Raw genomic sequence first — 13,331 nt, forward strand, 5'->3', positions numbered from 1 at the left:
CCGTGAACGGCCTCTCCACCATCCTCATCGTCGTCGGGCTCTTCCTGCTCGGCGGCATCTACTCGTTCGTGAAGCAGCAGATGCCCAAGGGCCTCATCGTGCTCGTCGCCTTCGGCGCCGTGCTGTCGCTCGCCGCCGGCGTGATGCGGCTGGACGTGTGGTCATGAGCGTGACCGGCAGCCCCAAGAAGGTCGTCGTCTTCGACTACGGCTTCGGCAACGTCCGCTCCGCCGAGCGCGCGCTCGCCCGGGTCGGCGCCGACGTCGAGATCACCCGCGACTACGACAAGGCGATGAACGCCGACGGACTCCTCGTCCCCGGCGTCGGCGCCTTCTCCGCCTGCATGGACGGCCTCAAGGAGGCCCGCGGCGACTGGATCGTCGGCCGCAGGCTCGCCGGCGGTCGTCCCGTCATGGGCATCTGCGTCGGCATGCAGATCCTCTTCGCCCGCGGCATCGAGCACGGCGTGGAGAGCGAGGGCCTCGACGAGTGGCCCGGTACGGTCGAGCCGTTGAACGCCCCCGTCGTACCGCACATGGGCTGGAACACGGTGGACGCGCCCGAGGGCAGCGAGCAGTTCGCGGGCCTCGACGCCGACGCCCGGTTCTACTTCGTGCACTCCTACGCGGTGCGCGAGTGGAGCCTCGAGGTCGGCAACCCCAACATGCGCGCCCCCAAGGTCACCTGGGCCACCCACGGCGAGCCGTTCGTCGCGGCCGTCGAGAACGGCGCCCTGTGGGCGACCCAGTTCCACCCCGAGAAGTCCGGCGACGCCGGAGCCCAGCTCCTCACCAACTGGATCGGAACCCTGTGAGCACTCTCGAACTCCTCCCCGCCGTCGACGTGCGCGACGGCCAGGCCGTGCGTCTCGTGCACGGCGAGTCCGGCAGCGAGACCTCCTACGGCTCCCCGCTGGAGGCGGCCCTCGCCTGGCAGAACTCGGGCGCCGAGTGGCTGCACCTGGTCGACCTCGACGCCGCCTTCGGCACCGGTGACAACCGCGCGCTGATCGCCGAGGTCGCGCAGGCCATGGACATCAAGGTGGAGCTCTCCGGCGGCATCCGCGACGACGCCTCGCTCGCGGCGGCGCTCGCCACCGGCTGCACCCGCGTCAACCTGGGCACCGCGGCCCTGGAGACCCCCGAGTGGGTCGCCAAGGTCATCGCCGAGTTCGGCGACAAGATCGCCGTCGGCCTCGACGTGCGCGGCACGACCCTGCGCGGCCGCGGCTGGACCCGCGACGGCGGCGACCTGTACGAGACGATGGCCCGCCTCGACGCCGAGGGCTGCGCCCGCTACGTCGTCACCGACATCGCCAAGGACGGCACGCTCCAGGGCCCCAACCTGGAGCTCCTGAGGAACGTCTGCGCGGCCACCGACAAGCCCGTCGTCGCCTCCGGCGGCGTCTCCTCCCTGGACGACCTGCGGGCCCTGTCCGGTCTCGTCCCGCTGGGCGTCGAGGGCGCGATCGTCGGCAAGGCGCTCTACGCCAAGGCGTTCACCCTCGAAGAGGCGCTGGAGGCGGTGGCCGCCGTATGACCGATTCCGTACGCAAGGTGGTGACCGGCGCCCCCTGGGAGGAGCAGTTCGGCTACTCCCGCGCGGTGGAGCTGCCGAACGGCCTGGTCCTGGTCTCCGGCTGTACGTCGGTGGTCGGCGGCCAGATCGCCGGGGGAGGCCCCTACGAGCAGACGGTCAACTCCTTCAACGTGGCCCTCGACGCGCTGAAGCAGCTGGACCTGGGTGCGGAGCACGTCGTACGGACCCGGATGTACATCACGCACGCCCGAGACGTGGACGAGGTCGGCCGCGCCCACAAGGAGTTCTTCGACACCGTCCGTCCGGCCGCGTCGATGATCATCGTCTCCGGCTTCGTCGACCCGAGCCTGGTCGTCGAGGTCGAGGTCGAGGCCTACCGGGGGGAGGAGTCCGCATGAGCCTCGCCGTACGGGTGATCCCCTGCCTGGACGTGGACAACGGCCGGGTCGTCAAGGGCGTCAACTTCCAGAACCTCCGTGACGCGGGCGACCCCGTCGAGATGGCCAAGTTGTACGACGCCGAGGGCGCCGACGAGCTGACCTTCCTCGACATCACCGCCTCCTCCGGGAACCGCGAGACCACCTACGACGTGGTGCGCCGTACCGCCGAGCAGGTCTTCATCCCGCTCACCGTGGGCGGCGGGGTCCGCGCGGCCGGGGACGTCGACAAGCTGCTGCGGGCCGGGGCCGACAAGGTGGGCGTCAACACCGCCGCCATCGAGCGCCCCGAGCTGATCAAGGAGATCGCGGAGCGCTTCGGCCGCCAGGTGCTCGTCCTCTCCGTGGACGCGCGCCGGACCGAGTCGGGCTCCTTCGAGGTCACCACCCACGGCGGGCGCCGGGGCACCGGCATCGACGCCGTCGAGTGGGCGCACCGGGCCGCCGAGCTGGGCGCGGGCGAGATCCTGCTCAACTCGATGGACGCGGACGGCACCAAGGACGGCTACGACACCGAGATGATCGCGGCCGTGCGCAAGCACGTCACGGTCCCGGTGATCGCCTCCGGCGGCGCCGGCAAGCTCTCCGACTTCCCGCCGGCGGTCGCGGCCGGCGCGGACGCGGTGCTCGCCGCCTCGGTCTTCCACTTCGGCGATCTGCGGATCTCGCAGGTCAAGGACGCACTGCGGGAGGCGGGCCACCCGGTCCGCTGAGCGGTCGTCACGAAGGGCCCCCACGGGGGCCCTTCTTCTTCCCCGGATGTGCAGGATTATTTGTGCAATTTATGTTGTGCAAGTTTTCCTGCGCATCTAGGGTCGGTGTCATGACCTCGCAGGAGAACCGTCGGATCACCGACCTCGGCACCCTCAAGGCCATCTCGCACCCGCTGCGGATGCGCCTCTACCGCGCCCTCTTCGTGGCCCGCACCGCCACCGCGTCCCAGCTCGCCGACCAGGTCGACGAGGCCGTCTCGCTCGTCAGCTACCACCTGCGCAAGCTCGCCGACCACGGCCTCATCGAGGAGGCCGAGACCCGGTCGGCGGACGGCCGCGAGCGCTGGTGGCAGCCCAGCTCGTACGGCGTCTCCATCCACGACGAGGACGTCCGGGGCACCCCCGAGCTGGCCGCCGCGAGCGACGCCCTCGGCCGCACCATCAACGAACAGCGCACCGAACTCCACCGGCGCTTCCTCGACGAGCGTCTGACCTGGTCCGACGCGTGGCGCTCCGCCTCCATCAGCTCCGAGTGGCTGCCCCGCCTCACTGCCGCCGAACTCGCCGCCCTCGAAGAGGAGCTGGGCGCCGTCCTGGAGAAGCACGACCAGAAGGCCCGCGCCGCCGAAGCGGCCGGGGACACCGAGGGCCGCGAGAACGTCGCCATCCACCTCCACGCGTTCCCGTACCGCTCATGACCGCCACCCAGCTCGCCCCCGTCGAGCGCCCCGCCTACCGCGACCCCAACATCCTGCGCTGGCTCGGCGCGTACACCGCGTCCGCCACCGGCGACATGGTCTACCACCTGGCCCTCTCCTGGGCCGCCGTGCAGAGCGGCACCCCCGCGCAGGCCGGGATCGTCCTCGCCCTCAGCGCCGTGATGCGCGCCCTGCTCATGCTCGGCGGGGGAGTGGTCGCCGACCGCTTCGGGCCCTGGCGGGTCGTCATATCCTCCGACGCCGTCCGCTGCGTCGTCGTCCTCGGCCTCGCGGCGACACTGGCCCTCGCCACCCCAGGCCTCTGGGTCCTCGCCGCCGTCGCGCTCGTCTTCGGAGCCGTGGACGCCCTGTTCATGCCCGCCGTCGGCGCCCTGCCGCCACGGATCGCCTCCGCCGGACAGCTCGGCCGGGTCCAGGGGATGCGGGGCCTCGCCTACCGGATCTCGGTCCTGGTCGGCGCCCCGCTCGGCGGACTCGCGGTCGCCCTCGGCGGGTCGGCCGCCGCGTTCGGCGCCGCCGGGCTGCTCTTCGCCCTCTCGCTGCCCCTGCTCCTGACGCTCCGCCTCAGGGCGCTGCAGCCCGGTGAAGGGGCGGAGGTCCGCGCGAAGACCACCGCCCTGCAGGACCTCACCGACGGACTGCGCTACATCCGCCGCCACCGCGTCCTCGGCCCGCTGGTCGTCGTCATCGCCCTCAGCGACCTCGGCTTCGTCGGTCCCCTCAACGTCGGCCTCGCGCTCCTCTCCGACCAGCGCGGCTGGGGCGCCGCCGGCATCGGCTGGATCCTCGCCGGATTCGGTACGGGCGCGGGGGCCGCGTCCCTGCTCCTGACCGTCAGGGGCCGCATCCCGCGCGCCGGGTTCGTCCTCTCCTGGACCATCGCCCTCGGCGCGGTGTCGATCGCCGCCCTCGCGTACGTACCGCAGCTGCCGGTGGCCGTCGCCGTGTCCGTCTCGGTCGGCCTGCTCGCCGGCCTCAGCGGCGCCCTGTGCGGAGCACTCACCCAGACCGAGTGCGACCCCGCCTACCTGGGCCGGGTCACCTCGGTCACCACCTTCTTCAGCCTCGGGATCGCCCCAATGAGCTTCCCGCTCACCGGCGCGGCCGTCGGCCTGTGGGGGCCCGCCCCCGTCTTCACCGCCAGCGCCGCGGTCTGCGCCCTCGGCGGGATCTACGGCCTCTCGGTGAAGGCCCTCCGCCGCGCCGAGCTGCCGCGTACCGAGAAGGTCTAGATCCCCAGCTGCTTCGTCTCGCGGAGCCGCTCGATCGCGTCGGGCTCGCCCTCCAGGGCCACCTTCGCCGCCGCCTGGCGCCCGTACAGGTACATCACGAGCTCGCCCGGCTCCCCGGAGGCCGTCACCACCGGGGTGCCGCGGTGCGCCACCGCCGTCTGGCCGTTCGGGCGGCGCAGCACCAGGCCCACCGGGGCCTTCCGGCCGAGGAGCCGGGCCATGCGCTCCAGCCGGGACCAGAGGGCGTCCGCGAAGACCGGGTCGAGCTCGCGCGCCGACCACTCCGGCTGGGCCCTCCGCACGTCCTCCGCGTGGACGTAGAACTCGACGACGTTCGCCCCCTCGTCCACCTGCTTGATGGTGAACGGGGAGAACCGCGGCGGGCCCGTACGGATGAGCTGGATCAGCTCCTCGTACGGCTTGTCGGCGAACTCCGCCTGTACCCGGTCCTGCCGCTCCTTCAGCGCCGGTACGAGCGAACCCGCCGCGGCGTCCGGGCGCCGCTCGCGGACCACCACATGGGCCGCGAGATCCCGGGTCCGCCAGCCCTCGCAGAGCGTCGGGGCGTCCGGGCCCGCCGCCTCCAACAGATCGGCGAGCAGAAGCCGTTCACGTTTCGCATGCGTCGACATGCCCGCCAGCGTACGACCGGCGCCACCGGTCCGCCCAGTGGACGTCCCGCCGGACACCGCGCCCGAGCGCGGCACAATGGCGCCATGAGCAGCAATCTCGACCCGGCCATCGCCGCCCGCCTCAAGCGCAGCCCCGACGGGCTGGTGCCCGCCATCGCCCAGCAGTACGACACCGGCGAGGTGCTGATGCTCGGCTGGATGGACGACGAGGCCCTCCACCGCACCCTCACCACCGGCCGCTGCACCTACTGGTCCCGCAGCCGCAACGAGTACTGGGTCAAGGGCGACACCTCCGGGCACGTCCAGCACGTCAAGTCCGTCGCCCTCGACTGCGACGCCGACACCGTCCTCGTCAAGGTCGACCAGGTCGGAGCCGCCTGCCACACCGGCGACCGCACCTGCTTCGACGCCGACGTGCTCCCGCTCTCCCAGTAAGGTCTGGCGCCATGGATCTCGAGACCTTCCGCAAGCTGGCGGCCGACCGCCGCGTCATCCCCGTCAGCCGCAGGCTCCTCGCGGACGGCGACACCCCGGTCGGGCTCTACCGCAAGCTCGCCGCCGAACGCCCCGGCACCTACCTCCTCGAATCCGCGGAGAACGGCCGCAGCTGGTCCCGCTACTCCTTCGTCGGAGTCCGCAGCGACGCCACCCTCACCGTCCGGGACGGCGAGGCCCACTGGCTCGGCACGCCGCCCGTCGGCGTCCCCACGGACGGCGACCCGCTCCAGGCCCTGCGCGCCACGGTCGAGACCCTCCACACCCCCCGGAGCCCCGAGCCCGGGATGCCCCCGTTCACCGGCGGCATGGTCGGCTACCTCGGTTACGACATCGTCCGCCGCCTGGAGAAGATCGGGGACTCCACCCGCGACGACCTGAAGCTCCCCGAGCTCACCATGCTCCTCACCAGTGACCTCGCGGTCCTCGACCACTGGGACGGCACGGTCCTGCTGATCGCCAACGCGATCAACCACAACGACCTGGAGACCGGCGTCGACGAGGCGTACGCGCACGCCGTCGCCCGCCTCGACGCCATGGAGGCCGACCTGGCCCGCCCGGTCGCCACCGTCCCCGCCGCGCTCCCGCCCTCCGAGCTCCCCGAGTTCTCCGCTCTCTGGGGCGGCCCGGCCTACCAGGACGCCGTCGAGGACATCAAGGAGCGCATCCGGGCCGGCGAGGCCTTCCAGGTCGTCCCCTCCCAGCGCTTCGAGACCCCGTGCGCCGCCTCCGCGCTCGACGTCTACCGGGTCCTGCGGGCCACCAACCCCTCCCCGTACATGTACCTCTTCCGCTTCGAGAACGGCTTCGACGTCGTCGGATCCAGCCCCGAGGCCCTCGTCAAGGTCGAGGACGGCCACGCGCTGCTCCACCCCATCGCCGGCACCCGGCACCGCGGCGCCACCCCGCAGGAGGACCACGACCTCGCCGAGGAGCTGCTCGCCGACCCCAAGGAGCGCGCCGAGCACCTCATGCTCGTCGACCTCGGCCGCAACGACCTCGGCCGGGTGTGCGCACCCGGCTCCGTGGAGGTCGTCGACTTCATGTCCGTCGAGCGCTACTCGCACGTCATGCACATCGTGTCCACCGTGACCGGCAAGGTCGCCGAGGGACGGACCGCCTTCGACGTCCTCACCGCCTGCTTCCCGGCCGGCACGCTCTCCGGCGCGCCCAAGCCCCGCGCCATGCAGATCATCGAGGAGCTCGAACCCTCCCGGCGCGGCCTGTACGGCGGATGTGTCGGTTATCTCGATTTCGCCGGCGACGCGGACACGGCCATCGCCATCCGCACCGCCCTGCTGCGCGACGGCACCGCGTACGTGCAGGCCGGAGCGGGTGTCGTCGCCGATTCCGATCCGGTCGCCGAGGACAACGAGTGCCGCAACAAGGCCGCGGCCGTGCTCCGCGCCGTCCACACCGCCAACCGGATGAACGGCTCCTGAGCCCGTAGGGGATAGTGGGGTACGTGAGTGCCGTACCCGTACCCCAGCCCCGGGCAGCCCGCGTGGCCGTCCCCACCGGCGGAGGCCGTCGCAGCCTGGCCGCGGCCCTCTTCCTCGGCGCCCTCGGTGCCACCGTCGTCCTGCTCTCCGCCGGCCAGATCTGGGCGGAGGGCGTCGCGTCCGTCAGCGGCGGCACCGTCCCCGTCGCGGCCGACGGCGGCGCCGTCACCGGTGTGCCGACCGCCCTCGCGATCGTCGGCCTGGCCGCGCTCTTCGCCGTCTTCGCCGTCCGCCGCACCGGCCGCACCCTCGTCGCCGCGCTCCTCGCGCTGAGCGGCGCGGGCGCCGCCCTCGCCGCGGTCCTCGGCGCCTCCGACAGCTCCGCCCTCGATGCGGAGGCCGCCCGGATCAGCGGCGACACAGCCGCCGTCGTGTCCGGCCTGACCCACACCGCCTGGCCGTACGTCACGGCCGCCGGCGCCGTCCTCATCCTGGTCGCCGGCCTCTTCGCGCTGCGCTTCGGCAAGACCTGGCCGGCGATGGGCGGCCGCTACGAGCGGTCCGGGACTCCGCGCACCGGGCGCACGGCCCCCGCGGTCGACCCGGACCGGCCCGAGGACCTCTGGAAGGCCCTGGACCGCGGCGAGGACCCCACCCGCGGCGAGTGAGCCGACGACGGTGACGCGGAGGCTCACCGCGACGCGTGATCGTCCGGGCACCCCCGATTCATCCTCGCGCGCCCGCGTGCGGGACAATGAACACGGAGTGTCCGCGCACGCGAGACCTCACCATCGAGCAACAGCAACGAGGAGCAACTCATGGCGGGCAGCGCCCACGGACACACCCCGGCCGCCTGGACCGGTGTCATCATCTCCTTCATCGGCTTCTGCATCGCCGGCGTCTTCATGGTGGCCGCCAACCAGCCCGGATTCTGGGCGGGCATGGGTGTCATCGTCCTCGGCGGCATCGTCGGCGGCGCGATGAAGGCCGCAGGCCTCGGCATGCCGAAGGAGTCGGCGGCCGTCGTCGCCGCCCGCGAGGCCGCGACCGCGACCGCGCAGGCCCGTTCCTGACGCGACACGACGTACCTGTAGGCGCAGTCCGGCCGTGCCGGGCTGCGCCTTCGCGCGTCAGGGGCGAGAATCACCGGGTGGACCCGCAGCCGACGGCCGAAGCCGACAATCCCCTCGCCCGACCGGGTGAATCCGCCCGACCGGGTGAATCCGCCCGGGCGGATGCTCCGGCGCCGACCGCGCACCCTGTTCCCCTTCCGCCGTGGGCCCGGCCTCGGCCGCTCGCCCGGCGGCTGCTCGCGCCGGTCGCGACCCTCGCCGGGGTCGCCGCCGCCTTCGCCTACGTCGGGGCCGTCGACCCCAACGAACCCGGGCACTACCCCGTCTGCCCCCTGCTCCGCTTCACCGGCATCTTCTGCCCCGGGTGCGGCGGACTCCGCAGCGCCCACGCCTTCGTCCACGGCGACCTCCCGGCCGCCCTGGGCGCGAACGCCCTCGCCGTCCTCGGCTACGGACTCTTCGCCGTCGTCATGGTCCTCTGGCTGGTTCGCGCCATCCGCGGGGTGCCGATGCGCCTCGCGATCTCCCCGGTCTGGTGGTGGGGGATCGGCGCCGTCCTCGCCCTCTTCACCCTGGTCCGGAACCTCCCCTTCGGCTCCGCGCTGGCCCCGTGAGGGTCCGCGCGCTCCCGGGTAAACCCCTACGGGAGTCCCAGCAGGTGGGACGCCACTCCGGCCGATGCGAGTCCGGGGCCGTCCTGCGGATAGGATCGATGTGGCTGAACCTGGTTCCTCATCACCATCACCGTCCCGGAAGGGGGCCCCTCGCGTGAGTGTGCTCGACGAGATCATCGAAGGCGTACGCGCCGACCTCGCAGAGCGGCAGGCGCGGGTCACCCTCGACGAGCTCAAGGAGCGCGCCGCCAAGGCGCCGCAGGCCAAGGACGGCGTCGCCGCACTGCGCGGCGACGGCGTCAAGGTGATCTGCGAGGTCAAGCGCTCCAGCCCGTCCAAGGGCGCGCTCGCCGCGATCGCCGACCCCGCAGGACTTGCCGCGGACTACGAGGCGGGCGGCGCGGCCGTCATCTCCGTCCTCACGGAAGAGCGCCGCTTCGGCGGCTCCCTCGCCGACCTGGAGGCCGTGCGCGCCCGGGTCGACATCCCCGTCCTGCGCAAGGACTTCATCGTCACCGCGTACCAGCTCTGGGAAGCCCGGGCGTACGGAGCGGATCTCGCGCTCCTCATCGTCTCCGCCCTGGAGCAGGAGGCGCTGGTCTCCCTCATCGAGCGTGCCGAGTCCATCGGGCTGACCCCGCTGGTCGAGGTCCACGACGAGGACGAGGTCGAGCGCGCCGTCGACGCGGGCGCCCGGATCATCGGCGTCAACGCCCGCGACCTCAAGACCCTCAAGGTCGACCGCACCACCTTCGAGCGTGTCGCCCCCGAGATCCCGGCGCACATCGTCAAGATCGCCGAGTCCGGCGTCCGCGGCCCGCACGACCTCATCGCGTACGCCAACGCCGGCGCAGACGCGGTCCTGGTCGGCGAGTCCCTCGTCACCGGCCGCGACCCGAAGGCCGCCGTCGCCGACCTGGTCGCCGCCGGCGCCCACCCGGCCCTCCGCCACGGCCGGAGCTGACCCCGACATGACCGCCGTCCGCGCCACGCCGACCCCTCCGGGCACCGCCCGGGGGACCGTCGTCGTGGCGTCGGCGGTCACCGGACGCGGCGGCCGACTGCGTACCGCCGCCGCGTTCGTACCGGCACCGCACGCCCCGCTGGCCAGGGGCTGCCGACCGCGCGGCTGCCGTGCACCCGCCCGCCGTGTCCACGGCCGCCGGGTCCGGTACGTGATCGGCGACGAGCCCGGCCAGGTCAACGGCATGCGATGGCGCGCGCGCCCCGCGCGCACCACCACGGACACCACCACCGCCTGACAAGGCCGGCCCTTGCCTCCGCCACTTCGTCGTGGCCGGGGTGCCCTCCCATGGGAACTCGGGTGCGGCCCTGACAGGCCGCGGTGTCTCCGTTCGTGAGGAGGTCGCGCGCATATCGTGACCACCGTCAGCACGTCACCCGGGGCACTCGGCCCCGCGAGGAGCATCCGCATGTCCAGCGAGTTCTTCATTCCGGACCTGGAAGGCCAGGTCCCCACCGCCGAGGGGTATTTCGGCGCGTACGGCGGCAAGTTCATCCCGGAGGCCCTCGTCGCCGCCGTGGACGAGGTCGCCGTCGAGTACGACAAGGCCAAGTCCGACCCCGAGTTCGCCCGCGAGCTCAACGACCTGATGGTCAACTACACCGGCCGCCCGAGCGCCCTCACCGAGGTCCCCCGGTTCGCCGAGCACGCCGGCGGTGCCCGGATCTTCCTCAAGCGCGAGGACCTCAACCACACCGGCTCGCACAAGATCAACAACGTGCTCGGTCAGGCCCTCCTGACCAAGCGCATGGGCAAGACGCGGGTCATCGCCGAGACCGGCGCCGGCCAGCACGGCGTGGCCACCGCCACCGCCTGCGCCCTCTTCGGCCTCGACTGCACCATCTACATGGGCGAGATCGACACCCAGCGCCAGGCCCTCAACGTGGCCCGGATGCGGATGCTCGGCGCCGAGGTCATCGCCGTGACGTCCGGCAGCCGCACCCTCAAGGACGCCATCAACGAGGCCTTCCGCGACTGGGTCGCCAACGTCGACAGGACGCACTACCTGTTCGGCACCGTCGCCGGCCCGCACCCCTTCCCGGCCATGGTCCGCGACTTCCACCGGGTCATCGGCGTCGAGGCCCGCCGCCAGATCCTGGAGCGCGCCGGACGCCTCCCCGACGCGGCGATCGCCTGCGTCGGCGGCGGCTCCAACGCCATCGGCCTCTTCCACGCCTTCGTCCCGGACGCGGGCGTGCGCCTGATCGGCTGCGAGCCGGCCGGTCACGGCGTCGAGACCGGCGAGCACGCGGCCACCCTCACCGCCGGCGAGCCCGGCATCCTGCACGGTTCGCGCTCGTACGTCCTCCAGGACGAGGAGGGCCAGATCACCGAGCCGTACTCGATCTCGGCCGGCCTCGACTACCCGGGCATCGGCCCCGAGCACGCGTACCTCAAGGACAGCGGGCGCGGCGAGTACCGCGCCGTCACCGACGACGCGGCCATGCAGGCGCTGCGACTGCTCTCCCGTACGGAGGGCATCATCCCGGCCATCGAGTCGGCGCACGCCCTCGCCGGGGCCCTGGAGGTCGGCAAGGAGCTCGGCAAGGACGCGCTGCTCCTCGTCAACCTCTCCGGGCGCGGCGACAAGGACATGGACACGGCCGCCCGCTACTTCGGGCTGTACGACGGGGAGGGCTCCAAGTGACGACCGGGACTGCATTCACGGGCAGGGTCCAGCTGCTGAGCGAGACCCTCGCCAAGGCCAAGGCCGAGAACCGGGCGGCGCTCATCGCCTACCTGCCGGCCGGCTTCCCGACCGTCGACGGCGGCATCGCGGCCATCAAGGCCGTCTTCGACGGCGGCGCGGACGTCGTCGAGGTCGGTCTGCCCCACAGCGACCCGGTCCTCGACGGCCCGGTCATCCAGACGGCCGACGACATCGCCCTGCGCGGCGGCGTCAAGATCGCCGACGTCATGCGGACGGTCAAGGAGGCCTACGAGGCCACCGGCAAGCCCGTCCTCGTCATGACGTACTGGAACCCGATCGACCGGTACGGCATCGAGCGCTTCACCGAGGAGCTCGCCGCGGCCGGCGGTGCGGGCTGCATCCTGCCCGACCTGCCGGTCCAGGAGTCCGCCGTCTGGCGCGAGAACGCCGACAAGCACGGTCTCGCCACCGTCTTCGTCGTCGCGCCCAGCAGCAAGGACGCGCGCCTCGCCACCATCACCGCGGCCGGCTCCGGCTTCGTCTACGCCGCCTCGCTCATGGGTGTCACCGGCACCCGCGAGTCGGTCGGCGAGCAGGCCGCCGACCTCGTCCGCCGCACCCGCGCCACCTCCGAACTGCCGGTGTGCGTCGGACTCGGCGTCTCCAACGCCACCCAGGCGAAGGAGGTCGCCGTCTTCGCCGACGGCGTCATCGTCGGCTCCGCCTTCGTCCAGCGGATCCTGGACGCCGACGGCGACGAGGCCGCAGGGCTCGCCGCCGTAAGGGAACTGGCGGGCGAACTCGCGGCGGGCGTGCGTCGCGTTTCGTAACCCATTCGGGTGGATCCAGGACCGGGGAGGCACGTACGTGCCTCCCCGGTTCGTTCTGTGGGCGTGAGCGAGAAGAACCGTGGTGACGGTAACCGGAGCGCGCGGGAGCGCCTCCAGCAGCAGCGCGAGCGCGACAAGGCCCGCGAGAAGCAGCGGCGCGTCCTGATCGTGTCGGCGGCGGTGGTCGGCGTCCTCGGCCTGGCCGCGGTGGTCGGGGTGATCGCCGCGAACAGCGGCGACGACGGCGGATCGGACAAGGCGGGCCCGGTGGTGGCGCCGACGGGGTCCGTCGAGGGCGACAAGCCCGCCATCCCCACGGGCAAGGCGGACGCCCCGTCGACGCTCGCGATCTGGGAGGACTTCCGCTGCCCGGCGTGCGCCCAGTTCGAGAACGTCATGCGGGACGCCATCCACGAGCTGGAGGCCTCCGGCGCGCTCAAGACCGAGTACCACCTCGCCACCCTCATCGACGGGAACATGGGCGGCAGCGGCTCGCTGCGCGCGGCGAACGCGGCCGCGTGCGCCCAGGACGCGGGGAAGTTCACCGCGTACCACGACACGCTCTACATCAACCAGCCGCCGGAGACGGACGACGCCTTCGGGAACAACGCCAAGCTCCTCGAACTGGCGGCGAAGGTGCCCGGGCTCGACACGCCCGCCTTCCGCAGCTGTGTCGAGGACGGCACGCACGACACCTGGGTGGCGAAGTCCAACGAGGCCTTCCAGAACGGCGGCTTCCGCGGCACCCCGACCGTCCTCCTCAACGGCGAATCGATCTTCCCGACGAAGGGGAACGAGCAGATCTCCCCGGAGAACCTGAAGAAGTGGGTCGCCGAGGCCAACAAGGGCAAGAAGCCGGGCACGGCCTCTCCGGCGGCCTCCTCGGCCGCTCCCTCGGCCGGCTAGTCCGGCGGGTTAGTTACCCATACG

The 13,331-nt window shown here is 72.5% G+C and carries 18 protein-coding genes; 17 read left to right on the forward strand and 1 reads right to left on the reverse strand.

Annotation, left to right across the window (positions count from 1 at the left end):
* The first annotated feature begins 2 nt into the window (after nucleotides 1–2).
* From OG357_RS29455 to OG357_RS29485, 7 genes are all read left to right on the forward strand, one after another.
* Nucleotides 3–167 carry a hypothetical protein gene (locus OG357_RS29455; protein ID WP_314618241.1) on the forward strand — a complete coding sequence of 55 codons (165 nt, stop codon included), beginning with the start codon at nucleotides 3–5 and terminating at the stop codon, nucleotides 165–167.
* Nucleotides 164–814 carry an imidazole glycerol phosphate synthase subunit HisH gene (gene hisH / locus OG357_RS29460; RefSeq protein WP_329624024.1) on the forward strand — a complete coding sequence of 217 codons (651 nt, stop codon included), beginning with the start codon at nucleotides 164–166 and terminating at the stop codon, nucleotides 812–814. The genes OG357_RS29455 and hisH overlap by 4 nt, the downstream gene beginning before the upstream one ends.
* The gene (priA, locus tag OG357_RS29465) at nucleotides 811–1,539 is read left to right on the forward strand and encodes a bifunctional 1-(5-phosphoribosyl)-5-((5-phosphoribosylamino)methylideneamino)imidazole-4-carboxamide isomerase/phosphoribosylanthranilate isomerase PriA (protein ID WP_329624025.1); all 729 of its coding nucleotides are present in this window, start codon (nucleotides 811–813) and stop codon (nucleotides 1,537–1,539) included. The genes hisH and priA overlap by 4 nt, the downstream gene beginning before the upstream one ends.
* Nucleotides 1,536–1,937: a RidA family protein gene (locus OG357_RS29470; protein WP_329624026.1), complete on the forward strand. Its 402-nt coding sequence runs from the start codon at nucleotides 1,536–1,538 to the stop codon at nucleotides 1,935–1,937. Before priA ends, OG357_RS29470 begins: the two co-directional genes overlap by 4 nt.
* Nucleotides 1,934–2,689 (forward strand): imidazole glycerol phosphate synthase subunit HisF, encoded by a 756-nt coding sequence (gene hisF / locus OG357_RS29475; protein WP_329624027.1) that lies wholly within the window; start codon nucleotides 1,934–1,936, stop codon nucleotides 2,687–2,689. The genes OG357_RS29470 and hisF overlap by 4 nt, the downstream gene beginning before the upstream one ends.
* Nucleotides 2,690–2,799: 110 nt before the next feature.
* A complete protein-coding gene (locus OG357_RS29480) occupies nucleotides 2,800–3,387 on the forward strand; it encodes an ArsR/SmtB family transcription factor (RefSeq protein ID WP_329624028.1) in 588 nt (195 codons plus the stop codon).
* Nucleotides 3,384–4,640: an MFS transporter gene (locus tag OG357_RS29485; RefSeq protein ID WP_329624029.1), complete on the forward strand. Its 1,257-nt coding sequence runs from the start codon at nucleotides 3,384–3,386 to the stop codon at nucleotides 4,638–4,640. Before OG357_RS29480 ends, OG357_RS29485 begins: the two co-directional genes overlap by 4 nt.
* On the opposite strand, the gene OG357_RS29490 is transcribed toward OG357_RS29485, so the two are convergent.
* On the reverse strand, nucleotides 4,637–5,272 hold the full coding sequence (locus OG357_RS29490; RefSeq protein ID WP_329624030.1) for a TIGR03085 family metal-binding protein: 636 nt from the start codon (nucleotides 5,270–5,272) through the stop codon (nucleotides 4,637–4,639). The two genes, OG357_RS29485 and OG357_RS29490, sit on opposite strands and share 4 nt — an antisense overlap.
* An 84-nt stretch (nucleotides 5,273–5,356) precedes the next feature.
* Between OG357_RS29490 and hisI the strand changes: the two genes are divergently transcribed.
* The 10 genes from hisI to OG357_RS29540 all read left to right on the forward strand — a co-directional run bounded on the left by hisI (nucleotide 5,357) and on the right by OG357_RS29540 (nucleotide 13,307).
* On the forward strand, nucleotides 5,357–5,707 hold the full coding sequence (hisI, locus tag OG357_RS29495) for a phosphoribosyl-AMP cyclohydrolase (protein ID WP_024757910.1): 351 nt from the start codon (nucleotides 5,357–5,359) through the stop codon (nucleotides 5,705–5,707).
* A gap of 11 nt (nucleotides 5,708–5,718) precedes the next feature.
* Complete coding sequence (locus OG357_RS29500) at nucleotides 5,719–7,209, forward strand: anthranilate synthase component I (protein ID WP_329624031.1); 1,491 nt, start codon at nucleotides 5,719–5,721, stop codon at nucleotides 7,207–7,209.
* 14 nt (nucleotides 7,210–7,223) lie between these two features.
* A complete protein-coding gene (locus OG357_RS29505) occupies nucleotides 7,224–7,877 on the forward strand; it encodes a TIGR02234 family membrane protein (RefSeq protein ID WP_329624032.1) in 654 nt (217 codons plus the stop codon).
* 150 nt (nucleotides 7,878–8,027) lie between these two features.
* On the forward strand, nucleotides 8,028–8,282 hold the full coding sequence (locus OG357_RS29510) for an HGxxPAAW family protein (RefSeq protein WP_329624033.1): 255 nt from the start codon (nucleotides 8,028–8,030) through the stop codon (nucleotides 8,280–8,282).
* 77 nt (nucleotides 8,283–8,359) lie between these two features.
* The gene (locus OG357_RS29515; RefSeq protein ID WP_329624034.1) at nucleotides 8,360–8,896 is read left to right on the forward strand and encodes a DUF2752 domain-containing protein; all 537 of its coding nucleotides are present in this window, start codon (nucleotides 8,360–8,362) and stop codon (nucleotides 8,894–8,896) included.
* 154 nt (nucleotides 8,897–9,050) lie between these two features.
* Nucleotides 9,051–9,860, forward strand: a complete 810-nt coding sequence (gene trpC, locus OG357_RS29520) for an indole-3-glycerol phosphate synthase TrpC (protein ID WP_317594268.1) — start codon at nucleotides 9,051–9,053, stop codon at nucleotides 9,858–9,860.
* A gap of 7 nt (nucleotides 9,861–9,867) precedes the next feature.
* A complete protein-coding gene (trpM, locus tag OG357_RS29525) occupies nucleotides 9,868–10,158 on the forward strand; it encodes a tryptophan biosynthesis modulator TrpM (RefSeq protein ID WP_329624035.1) in 291 nt (96 codons plus the stop codon).
* A gap of 171 nt (nucleotides 10,159–10,329) precedes the next feature.
* On the forward strand, nucleotides 10,330–11,568 hold the full coding sequence (gene trpB / locus OG357_RS29530) for a tryptophan synthase subunit beta (RefSeq protein WP_329624036.1): 1,239 nt from the start codon (nucleotides 10,330–10,332) through the stop codon (nucleotides 11,566–11,568).
* Nucleotides 11,565–12,401 carry a tryptophan synthase subunit alpha gene (gene trpA, locus OG357_RS29535; protein ID WP_329624037.1) on the forward strand — a complete coding sequence of 279 codons (837 nt, stop codon included), beginning with the start codon at nucleotides 11,565–11,567 and terminating at the stop codon, nucleotides 12,399–12,401. The genes trpB and trpA overlap by 4 nt, the downstream gene beginning before the upstream one ends.
* Before the next feature lie 63 nt (nucleotides 12,402–12,464).
* Complete coding sequence (locus tag OG357_RS29540; RefSeq protein ID WP_329624038.1) at nucleotides 12,465–13,307, forward strand: DsbA family protein; 843 nt, start codon at nucleotides 12,465–12,467, stop codon at nucleotides 13,305–13,307.
* The last annotated feature ends 24 nt before the right edge of the window (nucleotides 13,308–13,331 follow it).

The organism is Streptomyces sp. NBC_01255, assembly GCF_036226445.1.
In the GTDB taxonomy this organism is placed as follows: Bacteria; Actinomycetota; Actinomycetes; order Streptomycetales; family Streptomycetaceae; genus Streptomyces.